Annotated in this window: 16 protein-coding genes; 3 read left to right on the plus strand and 13 right to left on the minus strand. The window is 38.1% G+C overall.

From position 1 onward, the window contains the following. Positions 1-312: 312 nt before the first annotated feature. From NON16_RS10870 to ccpC, 4 genes are all read right to left on the minus strand, one after another. Complete coding sequence (locus tag NON16_RS10870; protein WP_257349039.1) at positions 313-558, minus strand: YkuS family protein; 246 nt, start codon at positions 556-558, stop codon at positions 313-315. A gap of 70 nt (positions 559-628) precedes the next feature. Further along, complete coding sequence (locus tag NON16_RS10875) at positions 629-1,756, minus strand: N-acetyldiaminopimelate deacetylase (protein ID WP_257349260.1); 1,128 nt, start codon at positions 1,754-1,756, stop codon at positions 629-631. 45 nt (positions 1,757-1,801) lie between these two features. Further along, positions 1,802-2,521, minus strand: a complete 720-nt coding sequence (gene dapD, locus NON16_RS10880; protein WP_257349040.1) for a 2,3,4,5-tetrahydropyridine-2,6-dicarboxylate N-acetyltransferase — start codon at positions 2,519-2,521, stop codon at positions 1,802-1,804. A gap of 161 nt (positions 2,522-2,682) precedes the next feature. Then, positions 2,683-3,558, minus strand: coding sequence for a transcriptional regulator CcpC (gene ccpC / locus NON16_RS10885; RefSeq protein WP_257349041.1), 876 nt, complete (start codon positions 3,556-3,558; stop codon positions 2,683-2,685). Between the two features lie 190 nt (positions 3,559-3,748). Between ccpC and NON16_RS10890 the strand changes: the two genes are divergently transcribed. Continuing rightward, positions 3,749-4,489 carry a sulfite exporter TauE/SafE family protein gene (locus NON16_RS10890; protein WP_257349042.1) on the plus strand — a complete coding sequence of 247 codons (741 nt, stop codon included), beginning with the start codon at positions 3,749-3,751 and terminating at the stop codon, positions 4,487-4,489. Between the two features lies 1 nt (position 4,490). Further along, complete coding sequence (locus NON16_RS10895; RefSeq protein WP_257349043.1) at positions 4,491-4,862, plus strand: VOC family protein; 372 nt, start codon at positions 4,491-4,493, stop codon at positions 4,860-4,862. 472 nt (positions 4,863-5,334) lie between these two features. Here the strand turns inward: NON16_RS10895 and NON16_RS10900 are convergent, their stop codons facing one another. Then, positions 5,335-6,864 carry an MDR family MFS transporter gene (locus tag NON16_RS10900; RefSeq protein WP_257349044.1) on the minus strand — a complete coding sequence of 510 codons (1,530 nt, stop codon included), beginning with the start codon at positions 6,862-6,864 and terminating at the stop codon, positions 5,335-5,337. Positions 6,865-6,942: 78 nt separating this feature from the next. Next, on the minus strand, positions 6,943-7,998 hold the full coding sequence (gene corA / locus NON16_RS10905; RefSeq protein WP_257349045.1) for a magnesium/cobalt transporter CorA: 1,056 nt from the start codon (positions 7,996-7,998) through the stop codon (positions 6,943-6,945). Between the two features lie 180 nt (positions 7,999-8,178). Here corA and NON16_RS10910 point away from each other — a divergent pair, with 180 nt between their 5' ends. Next, complete coding sequence (locus NON16_RS10910) at positions 8,179-8,352, plus strand: aspartyl-phosphate phosphatase Spo0E family protein (protein WP_257349046.1); 174 nt, start codon at positions 8,179-8,181, stop codon at positions 8,350-8,352. A gap of 840 nt (positions 8,353-9,192) precedes the next feature. On the opposite strand, the gene NON16_RS10915 is transcribed toward NON16_RS10910, so the two are convergent. The 7 genes from NON16_RS10915 to NON16_RS10945 all read right to left on the minus strand — a co-directional run bounded on the left by NON16_RS10915 (position 9,193) and on the right by NON16_RS10945 (position 11,793). Further along, complete coding sequence (locus NON16_RS10915; protein ID WP_257349047.1) at positions 9,193-9,468, minus strand: hypothetical protein; 276 nt, start codon at positions 9,466-9,468, stop codon at positions 9,193-9,195. 232 nt (positions 9,469-9,700) lie between these two features. Then, positions 9,701-9,988, minus strand: a complete 288-nt coding sequence (locus NON16_RS10920; RefSeq protein WP_257349048.1) for a hypothetical protein — start codon at positions 9,986-9,988, stop codon at positions 9,701-9,703. Next, positions 9,975-10,130, minus strand: coding sequence for a hypothetical protein (locus tag NON16_RS10925; protein ID WP_257349049.1), 156 nt, complete (start codon positions 10,128-10,130; stop codon positions 9,975-9,977). The genes NON16_RS10920 and NON16_RS10925 overlap by 14 nt, the downstream gene beginning before the upstream one ends. A gap of 60 nt (positions 10,131-10,190) precedes the next feature. Further along, on the minus strand, positions 10,191-10,370 hold the full coding sequence (locus NON16_RS10930) for a hypothetical protein (protein ID WP_257349050.1): 180 nt from the start codon (positions 10,368-10,370) through the stop codon (positions 10,191-10,193). Between the two features lie 31 nt (positions 10,371-10,401). Continuing rightward, positions 10,402-10,737: a hypothetical protein gene (locus NON16_RS10935; RefSeq protein WP_257349052.1), complete on the minus strand. Its 336-nt coding sequence runs from the start codon at positions 10,735-10,737 to the stop codon at positions 10,402-10,404. Further along, positions 10,737-10,916 carry a hypothetical protein gene (locus NON16_RS10940; protein WP_257349053.1) on the minus strand — a complete coding sequence of 60 codons (180 nt, stop codon included), beginning with the start codon at positions 10,914-10,916 and terminating at the stop codon, positions 10,737-10,739. Before NON16_RS10940 ends, NON16_RS10935 begins: the two co-directional genes overlap by 1 nt. Positions 10,917-11,247: 331 nt before the next feature. Next, complete coding sequence (locus NON16_RS10945; protein ID WP_257349054.1) at positions 11,248-11,793, minus strand: hypothetical protein; 546 nt, start codon at positions 11,791-11,793, stop codon at positions 11,248-11,250. Between the last annotated feature and the right edge of the window lie 24 nt (positions 11,794-11,817).

Here is an 11,817-nt window from a genome sequence, read left to right on the forward strand (position 1 = left end):
TCCCGTATATAAGTTTTCGGGGCTCCATCCCTTCAGCCATTTGGTTTTCGGCCCACTGTCTTGCTGTCTACGCTTAAAGATAGGAGTTACCTCCAACCCTCCAAGACTCGCTACAGGTGAATGGCTAGTTCTTACCTGATGGGGTTCCCACCCATTATGGAATATCACCTATGCTCGGACGCTCTATACTTTCTTAACGTGTAAAAAAAGAAGACTGACATTTACGTTAGTCTTCTTTTCGTTATGCAAACTATCCTATCTTTATCAAACCCGTATTGATAACCGGTCTGGTTGGATTCTATATAACCAGATTTAATGTTGAAACTTTTGGTCGATCTTCTGACACACTTCATCTGAAGATAAACCATGGGCATTGATAACAGACCCCTGTGAGACGACATTCTGTATCCCCATCATATTTTCATCTTGACCTGTAATTACACAACAGTCACATTCGTTTGCATCCTGCTCCTGTCTTAATTGTTTCACGTCATACCCTTTACTTTGAAGTGCTTCCTGGACAGCTGTTAAGGATTGTTCAACTCCAATTCTAGGCACTACAACCACCTCCTTGAGATAGGTTTATAGTAACCCGAACAGAAAAGAGATATTCCACTAAAATTAGGTCCTAATTTGTTTTGTAACCTAAATATTTAATCAGTAGATCGGTTGCAACCTTTAACGCACCTTCATTCGGCTCAATTTGTGAGTTGTGTAGACCATAGGATGCTTCCACACCGAGCCAAAACATAAATCCAGGATAATCTTTAAGAAAATAGCCAAAATCTTCTCCTGTCATCGCCTTATCACACGCTCTTAGTTCAAGTTCCGGAAGCTGCTTGTTCACAAAATCCATGAACTCGTTCGTTAATTCCGGCTCATTATTTACTTGAAAATAATTCGCACCATAATCCACATCAATTTCACATTCAAAGCTAGCTGCAATCCCTTTTACAAGCGATTCAATTCGCTGTTTGACACGATTCATCGAATCTGGGGTTAAGGTACGGATTGTTCCTTCAATTCTTGCACGCTCAGCTATTATGTTTTGTTTCGTACCACTTTCAATTTTCCCAACCGTCACTACCGCCGAATCAAGAGGATCAACATTCCTCGCAACAATTGTTTGAAGCTGCGTGATCAGATGACTTGCAGCAACGACCATATCGTTTGACTGATGAGGAAATGCAGCATGACCACCCTTTCCTTTTAAGTCGATAAACAGCTCTGAGGTATTTGCAAACAAGAGCCCTTCTTTGGTAGCTATCGTTCCTACCGGGTATTGGGGTGCGATATGTAAAGCAATCATCATAACTGGACGATGCTTCTGAAATTCCTTACTATTCATTAAGGGAAGAGCGCCCCCAGGTCCCTCTTCTGCAGGTTGAAATACAAACAGTAAATTCTCTTTCGGACGATTTGATGCAAAATGTGTTAAGATCCCAAGTGCTATTGTCATATGCATATCATGACCGCATGCATGCATCATACCTTGATGTTCAGAACGAAACTCATAACTCGTTTCTTCTTCAATCGGAAGTCCATCCATGTCTGCCCGGTATCCAATTGTTTTGGTTGGCTGCTTACCACATACCTTTACAATCAGTCCCGTGTTCCATTGAGTAATTTCTAGAAACTCTTGAGGCAACGACTCAATGTATCCTAACAAAAATTGCTGGGTTTTCACCTCTTGAAAACCCAGCTCAGGTATCTGATGTAAAGTGCGCCTTATCTTGATTAATTCATCGAGAGAAATCATTGTAAGACTCTCCTTTACATAATTAGAGTTTAACTTTTTATATTAGTCTTCTTTTAACTGACGTAATTCCTGCTTAATCTCTGTTTTACCCTTGGTCTTTTCATCAATCTCTTTAATTACTCTTGCTGGTGTTCCGGCAACAACTGAAAGTGGGGGAACGTCTTCTGTAACGACTGCTCCTGCTGCAACAACTGAACCTTTACCGACTGTAACGCCTTCAAGAACAACGGCATTAGCACCTACTACAACATCGTCCTCTATGACTACAGGCATTGCTGATGGTGGCTCAATGACCCCAGCTAGGACCGCCCCTGCACCAATATGACAGTTTTTACCGACCGTTGCACGTCCTCCGAGAACAACGTTCATATCAATCATTGTTCCTTCCCCTACGACTGAACCAATATTGATCATTGCTCCCATCATGATGATTGCATTTTTGCCAATCTCTACTTGATCACGAATAACAGCACCTGGCTCTATACGAGCTTGAACACCTTTTAAATCTAACATTGGAATGGCTGAGTTACGACGATCATTTTCAATCACGTAATCCTTAATTTGTCCTTCGTTCGATTGAATGGCCACTTTAATGTCTTTCCATTCACCAAACAATACACCCGTGTTCCCAGTAATGAATGATTTCGTGTTCGAACCGAAATCAATTCCTTCGAGGTCCCCTTTAATATGTACTTTTACAGGAGTTGATTTTTCACTATTTTGTATAAACGAGATAATTTCGTTTGCATCCATCATTTCCATAAGTATTATTCCTCCTTTGTTTTTTTATAAAACTTGGCTAGTGCTAAAATTTATACTTCCCTGACCTTCTGAAAAAAGTGTTCCATTCCAAACGCACAAGCCAATCGCGTTAATTTTATCGTATTTCGTGCTTGTTGTTAAGTATTAGTGTTTTATTCGATTCAGTTCACTAATTTCATACTGTTTATCAAGCTTAAAAAAGCATCTACCTGTTTAAGCTGTTGTGAGGCTTCAGTGCTGATGATCCATGTATCCCTGCTAAGAGGAATTTCTTTTTCATTTAGGATAGGGATGGTATAAAGGCTTCGATCTTTTTTTGTTAAGCTAATTGAAGGCAAGATCGCATAGCCTATCCCATTCATGGCCATTTGCTTACAGGTTTCGATTTGATCGACGACAATTGTTCGTTTTGGTGGTGCTTTAAATTTTTGTATCCACCAGTCTTGGATTTCTTGATAATAGGTCGAATGACTCTTGAATTGGATGAATGGCCTCGTAGTATCCTGTAGTTCATCAAGTGATTTGATAGTCGTATCGACTAAGTATAGACTGTCTGAAATTAAATGCTGTTTAGGCCCTTTCCAATCAGGATCACCACGAATAATCCCAACATGGAAATTTTCATCATATAATTGCCGTTGAACTTCACTACTCCAGCCTGTCACTAAGGATATTTTGACATTCGGGTAGCGCTCAACATATTTCTTTAATACTTTAGGCAGCCAATATTGCCCGATAATCGACGCAACCGCAAGTTTCAATGTTCCATATACTTCATTACCTAATGAAAGCACCTCATCCCTCACTGATTCTTCCGTTTGAAGAGTCGAATTAACAAATTCAACTATTTTCTCTCCAGCAGGAGTTAAGGTAAGTCCTTTTTGCGAACGAATAAAAAGTTTTGCTCCCCATCTCTGCTCAATCGATTGCAAACGCTGACTGAGAGCAGGCTGTGATACGAATAGCCTTTCAGATGCTTTTCGCATATTTAACTCTTCAGCTAAGACTTGTAAAACTTGAAGCTCTGTCATCTGCATGAATTACACACCCTCATTGATAAGTAATTCTTATCGTTTAGTATCGAAATTATCTACTTTTATTATAACGAATGATATCGTATGATAACAGCGACGATCAATAATTGATATTATGACTACGAGTTACACCGAGGAACATCCTGTTAGCCTTCGGACTTTTGAACGCACACTTTAGGAAAGAAGGATTAGAATGGAACTTTCACTTATCGTCATCGGATTTGTTTCGTCTTTTATAGGAACCCTAGCTGGCAGCGGTGGACTTATCAACCTTCCAGCGATGCTCATAGTTGGTGTACCAATCCATTCAGCCATTGCATCAAACAAGTTTTCAAACTCCATAAGTTCATTTTCGAGTTTCTATGTTTTATTAAGGAAAAAGGAAGTCGATTTTAAATCAGCGGTAAAAATAGCTCCGTTTAGTTTTCTTGGGGGAATTACGGGTGGTCTCATTGCATCCTCTCTATCTGAAGATGTAATGATGATCATCGGAATTAGTTTATTAATTTTCGCCTTTTTCATATCATTTATCAGAAAGCCTTCAAACCGCTTAGACGATGACTCTAAAGTTTCTAGATGGACGTATCCTGGTTTGTTTGGGATAGGGACATATGACGGAATGTTCGGGCCTGGGCAGGCTACTTTTCAAATGTATCTCTTTTTCTACCAGGGAATCAACTATCTCCGGACAATTGCCTATACGCGGTTTAACACCTTTTTAAGCTGTATCGGTGCTTTTTTCAGTTTTTACTTTGCAGGACTCATTCGATGGGATGTTGCGATTCCACTCGCAATCGGTTCATTAATTGGTGCACAGATTGCTGTCAGACTTGCTGGGAAATTTTCAAAATCAGTCGTAAAGATCTTACTACGATTGATCACCTTACTGCTCTTAGTGCAATTGATTTATCAAATTTTCTTCGGGAGTGTATAACATGAAAATAAAAATCAAACGTCTACATCATATCCAAATCTGTATTCCAACAGGTCAAGAAGTCGTTGCACGGGAATTTTATACAAATATCATTGGATTAAAGGAAATAGAAAAACCCTTCGCTCTGAAGCAGAACGGAGGGTTATGGTACCAAGCTGGGGATATTGAATTACATATTGGTACCGAACCCTACACAGAAAACAGTAAGCGGCACCCTGCTTTCGAAGTTGAGCATCTTGAGGAAATGAAACACTATTTACAAAAACATTCTGTAACAATTAAAGAAGAGACTCAAATTCCAGGTATGAAACGTTTTTCCTTTTTCGATCCATTTAATAATCGCTTTGAACTTTTACAACGATCTTCATCGTGAATTTCTGATGGAATAAGCGAATGGGATATTTTCTAGTAAGGATCGTACGCATAAAAAACTACATTTTTCCTATTATCCTGGTGTCCTGAATTTTTTAATGGAATTTTTCTCAGTTCGGATGAATTATTCTCAATGCGGATGAATTCCATGTTGTCAGGATGAATTATTCTCAACACGGATGAATTCTAGATTTTCTGGATAAAATATTCTCAATACGGATGAATTCTATGTTTTCTGGATGAATTATTCTGAATACAGCTGTTAAATCTGTATGTTTTTCATTAAATATGACCTTCATATACTCTTGAAGAAGTGTTATTCCTACTTTTAACACTAAATTGGACTCAGACAGGTCTCTAATATGTAAAATCATCAAGCTAAATACCATTTTGAATCAAAAGTTAACTACAGCTTAAGAATTTTATAGTTTCCTACAGGGGAGTAGCTTGTATCGAGCTACTCCCCTTTTTCATTACTGTATTGAACTTTGCTCATTTTCCTTTTCCTTCTTAGGTAAAAATGCGATTAACAAAAAGCTCGTAACGGCTAATACACAAACTCCTAAATACACACTCTCAAGTGAGAATGTTAAACCATCCTGAAGGACTTCCAGTGTATCAGGCGCTAACTTCTCACGCTGAGATTCATCTAATAATATATTTGCTGCTTCAATTGACAACGATTCATCAACACCTGCACCATGCTTATTAAGGTACGATTGTAACTGATTGTTGAGAATCCCACCAAGTAAGGTTGCCCCGACTGCACTGCCAAGTATTCTCATAAACATGTTAGAGGCGGTCGCAATTCCTCTCGTTTTCCAATCGACGGATGATTGAATCGCCACAATAAAGGTTGTCGTTGAAAGACCCATTCCAATACCGATTATAAAGGAGCCAATTCCAGCCCATATCGGTCCCTTAGTTGGATCTAACGTTACGAAAAAAAGTGAACCAAGCACGAGGGCAATTCCCCCGCCTAAGGCAACTGTTCGAAACCCGACTTTAATAATCAGTCTGCCTGCCAAGGTTGATGCGATTGGCCAACCAATTGACATCGTAGTTAACGTAAATCCTGCAACGAGAGGTGATTCTTCCATAACACCCTGAACATAAGCTGGCAAGAAGGACGATATCCCAAAAAGAATTGCACCAGTTGTCAGTGAAGCTAGATTTGCTAGTGTTATTAATCTATTATTCCAAATATGCAGTGGCATGGTTGGCTCGGCAGCTCGTTTCTCCTGCCAAATAAAAAGGATAAAACTCACAACACAAGTTGATAACAGTAATAGGATTTGCCACGAATCCCACGGTAGGGTAACTCCTCCTTGTATCAAGGCAACCATCAAACTACTTACGGCGAGAAAAATTAACAAAGCTCCTATATAATCGATCTGAGGCTTTTTCTTTTCAATATCTTCATGTAAAAATAAGTATGTACCGACAATCGCTAATACGCCCAGCGGTAGGTTTAACCAAAATACCCAAGACCAATCCCAATACAGCACAATAAAGCCGCCTAATGCAGGCCCAACTACAGCAGATATCCCCCAAACACTGGCTAAATAACCTTGTATTTTTGCACGTTCTTCCATTGTATACATGTCACCAACGATCGTCGTTGCAATCGGCATAACCGCGCCGGCCCCAAGACCCTGAATCAGTCGGAAAATAATTAATAGCTCCATTGTTTCAGCCAACCCGCATAATAATGAACCAATTAAGAACATGCCGACACCAAATGTAAAGACAGGTTTACGGCCAAACAGATCAGAGAGTTTCCCATAAATTAAAATCGTAACTGCCTGCATTAGTAAATAGGAAGAAAACACCCAACTGTATAGTTTAAATCCTCCAAGGTCTGCAACAATGCTCGGCATTGCAGTAGAAATAATCGTTCCTTCAATAGCTGCCATAAACATTGCTAGGATGACAGCTGCAAGAACAAGTGGACGATTGGTTTCCCGCTCTTTAATTCCCGTAATTATGTCTTCTTTAGTCATTAATTTCACTTCCAATTAATTGATTAGCACCATCCCATTATAACAACCAAGTACAAAATTGGTACTAAAATGACCTAATTAAAACCAGCGCTTTTTTCGGAAATAAATAATCATCCCAAGCGTGATTGAAGCCATAACAATCCAAATCGCAGGGTACGCCCAGTGTTCATTTAGCTCAGGCATAAACCGGAAATTCATCCCATACACACCCACTATAAATGTTAACGGTATAAAAATAGTAGAAACAATAGTCAATACTTTCATAACTTCATTCATTCTATGGCTCACACTTGAAAAATAAACGTCGAGTAAATTTGTCGCCATTGTTCTGGTCATCTCCACCATATCCATAACATGTATAATATGGTCCGTTACATCCTTTAAATAAAATTCTGTATTCATATCAATTATTTTTGTCTTTTCCAAACCTGTAATGATTTCTTTTACCGGCCACACAACTTTACGTAGCTGCATCCCGATGTTCTTGTAATGGTAAATTTGTTGTAAAATCGCTTGGTCAGGATTCAATACAAGCTCTTCTTCCAGTTTTTCAATATGCTCCGTTATTCTTTCCGATTCAATTAAATAATGGTCGACGATTGCATCAAGAATTGAATAGGTCAAATACCCAGTACCCTTTTCCCGAATTTCACCTAAGTTTTGTCGGATCATTTTTCTCACTGGATCTAGTACATCGCCGGCCTTTTCTTGAAACGTAAAGATGGCCTGATCTTTCACGACGATGCTAATCTGCTCTTCATCTATCTGAAGCTCCTCATTATTGAACCAAACCATTTTCAAGAGAATGACAATATAATCATTCAACACATTGATTTTTGGACGGTGCTCCGTATCTAAAATGTCCTCAATCAAGAGTGGATGAACATCAAATCGATCCCTTAATGTCGTAAAAACAGATATATCCTGTAAACCCTCGACATTGACCCATGTTACACTATCTGAGTCTGTGTATTGGAAGATATCATCGATGTTATCAGCATTGACTTCCGCTAAGATGTCCTTTTTATAATCGGTAATTGAAATATTCGTATAAGCAGCTTTTTCATCCCCGACGTGTATAAGTGACCCTGGAGGTAACCCTTTCTTTCTTCTTAAATCCTCCTGTCTTCCCATTTAAGCACCACCTTTCTAGTACAGTCTTACTAATTTACCCTATGTTAGACAACTCAAACTCATGAAATTTTGTTCTATTTCTGTCGAACAATAAGAACTTTGCTCGAAATGCTTTTAACAAACTTTCTTTTGTAAGATAATGTACAAGGTTGATTTAAAAAACACGGAGGTAAGGTAGCGATGCTTTCAAATGCAATTGAGAACAAAAGAAATCAAATGTTTGAGACTGCTAAACGATTTGGGATGTCTTCTAAACAGACACTTAAATGCAGTCAGGAGTTAGATCTTCTCATCCAATTACACCAAAGTGAGCAATCTAGAAGCAACCAGATCAGTTTTCAGAAAATTTCGTAAATACCTATATTGATATAATTCGGTTTACTACATAAAAGGTTGTTCATACATAAATGAGAAAAATTCGGATTGTATAAATAACACTGGTGCTGTCTTTTTTTGCGATTCGGCATCTACATTTACCAAAAAAACCTGGATAGAGGGTATTTTGCCCCATTCAGGTTTTTTTGGTTAGTGGTGGTGGACTTGTTTCTCAATGTAAAAAAATAAACTAACTCAATTAATGAGCTAGTTTATAAATAGATTATGTATGGTGACCCGTATTGGGTTCGAACCAATGACCTCTACCCTGTCAATGTGGGGTAGTTCCTGTGACTAATACAGTTCTAATACGGCAAACGCTTTTATACCAATGATTTATATATGGGTACGTGTGTTCTACTCTGTAAAATCCGAGACAAGTTGTCTTATTTCGTCCCCAGTTTGTCCCCAATAGACCACCTTCACAATAAACATCCCCCCTCGCTATATGTATTACTCTTTTTCTTTTTAGACTAAGAGAGTAAAATTATCGTATTATCGTATTTATCGTATTTAAGCCCGTCATATCAACGTTTAAACCAATACGATAATTTTTTAACATCGTATTTATCGTATTTAGATATCGTATTTTATTCTGGTGGTCCATATAAAAAAAGAGGAAGGATATCTACCCAACCTCATGGAATATATGCTCTGTAAATGGTAATGCTGGTGACAAGGAGGGTATATCATGAAATGTCGTGAATGTGGTTGCTCTGTACGTGTATCGAAGGACAAGCATAATGAAAGATGGGGACTATGTGCGAAATGTTATAAGGCTTATAAGTCTATGGGATCGTGGGCGAAACGTATTAAGCCTTAATCCTGGTAGAATACCTCTCCATCATGAACTATTGGAACGACACGGGTATATTTATAGGTGTTGTGTTTATGCTGCAGATATTCGATAAGACTCGGATTGTTTACCGCAATTTTTATTATTTCATAAGCTAACTGTGTTTTTGGTATGTGACAAGCTATCGAAAGACGATCTAGCTTTTCGTGTGTTTCTTGGTCAAGTGATGGATTAACACGAATCTTTTTATCTGATCGAGTTTTTCTTTCTGATTTTCCTAAATTGAATTTTATCCCCATACTACCCTCTCCCCTTCAAATTATTTCGCTTAATAACAGGCTTTATCCCAGTAACATTGTTACACATTTACGATGTTACTTAGTTACATTGTTACGATAAGATGGTCGGTTTTATTCCTTTTAACGCTCCCCTTTTTTGGTGTATGTTTATGGTGGCGTTATTAATGGTTATATTCAGGACAAAAAAAGAGGAAGGCTAAACCCCCCCCTTTATGATATAATATTATATGGATTATTGGACTTTGCTTAATTGCTCCCCAGCGTTGGCAAGGTCTATTTTCATGTTCTGCACCTCTTCTTGAAACGAGATACCATCCACGAAACCTTTTTTGTAGTACATGTCTTGGAAATCACCAATCAGTTCAGCAAATAAATCCTCAAACTTGATGAAGTCTTCACGATCCATGGACTTTTCGGCTTTAGTAAGTACCTTATTAAGCATTTCATTAGGATAATCATTTGTGCGATACTCATTACGCTTATTGAACAATGAATATAAATCCTGTTTAAAGGTATTCATACTCTTCAACCTCCCCTTTAATATATTGCAGGATTTTCAGTGCTTCTTCTTTGGAAACGAGCAACGATAGTAACTGTTTCAGGTCAATGTCCTCATGTGTGGTCACATAATCCATAGCAACAGCCAATTTTATTTTATCCATTTTGTTACCCTCCTATTATTTAGATACCCGTCGATTGCATTACATCCTAAAAATGCTTTTTTATCCTTTGTCGATTTCTTCGATTAGTTTTTCATAAAGTGGAGTGACTGGCAGTTCCTTATTAGCAAAGATTCGTAAGTATTTTACTGCTTTTTCTTGATTGATATAAGATAAGTCTGAAAGTAGTTTCGGAATTTGCCTACGCTTTAATATGACTTCTGTTAGTACCTGGCTTTTCATATCCTCACCACCTTTCAATACATAAGTCGGATTATAATACTGTGTATACTTCGCCCCAAATATCTAAACCTTCATCATCTTCTAATGAATCCGGTGATATATTTTCACTGTATGTTTTAACTGTTACACCTTTAAAATAGTTAGGATCATGATCGTAACCGTCTTTTATTTTTTCTTGGTCTAAATCACTAACTCGTACACGAAAACACGCAATTTCTTCACCTTTTGAACAACTCATAGCAATCCAGTTCACTGCGTGTTCCTTTTCAGTACAAAAATAAATCAAACCATCCCAACCAGGTTTCAACCCTTCATCATAAATATCATAAAAATTTTTATTCTTTGTGGCATGATACAAATGTTTCATTACTTTTCCCCCTCCACTTCCTTTATGTGTCCAGCGTACAGTATCAATGCATACTGGATCGCATCTGTTTTGTTTGGGCGAACCATTGTTACATTATTCTCAAAATGGTCTTGGATGAATTCCAGTGCTTTTTCTGACTTTTCATCCAATCGTATTGAAATTGGTTTGCTTTTACTCATGTTCTCACCTCCTTGTATTACATTGTAATACAGTTAGAATTAAATGTAAAGGATTATTTTACTAATGGTTGATTTAACGCTATTCCCCAAAATCGGGGAACGTTCGCCTGACATATCTACCTGCGTAAGTAACACAGTATCTACGTAAGTATGTACGTTATTAGTGCTACTGCATTTTTCAGATTGTTCGTATGCTAGTTATTAGGAAAGTTGAAATGTGTTCAAAGGAAAGCTAATTAGAGGTGTGGGGTGTGCTTCTATGGGGGATTGTAGAGCAATTAACTTTTAAAGTATGGTAGATAGTCCGTTAAACGCAAAAAAAGAGCCCATTTTACTGGACTCTTAATGTTTTAGCTTCTTTAATCTTTGTATCGACTGTTGTGAAGTTCTGACTTTCTAATGCTACAGCTACTTCGTTCAATTTATTGAAATATTCCTCTTTATCCGGATAGTATTCCTTTAGATCGAGGACATACATCCGAATAGTTTCTGCCCATCCGTTAGCTACCATATCTATAGTAAGGTTTTCGGCATTTCCTTGTGTGAATTCTTTTGTGTTAGGCGTATTCTTTACCCCTAAAGCTCCTTTTTCTAAAACCTTACCATCTTCAAACAAAAATACTTGGCCGCCCTTATCGATTTCTGCTTGAATTTCTTCACGTTTGAAATTTTTCCACGGGTGTCTGGACTTCGGTGCTGTTAGCGTTCTTTCTGTAGGTGGTTCTATGGTCACCTGTTCCGTTGCTGTCGTTTCTTCATTGGAGACTGTTTCCACCTTTTCACCTTCTTCCTTTGCTGGTTCATTATTTGCTATAATGTACGTTGCAGCCCCACCGGCTATTAATACCGCCAATACACCTGTTATAACGCTTTTCATATCATTCAACTCCGTTCCAGTTAT

This window comes from Pseudalkalibacillus decolorationis (assembly GCF_024609785.1).
Lineage (GTDB): Bacteria > Bacillota > Bacilli > Bacillales > Fictibacillaceae > Pseudalkalibacillus > Pseudalkalibacillus decolorationis.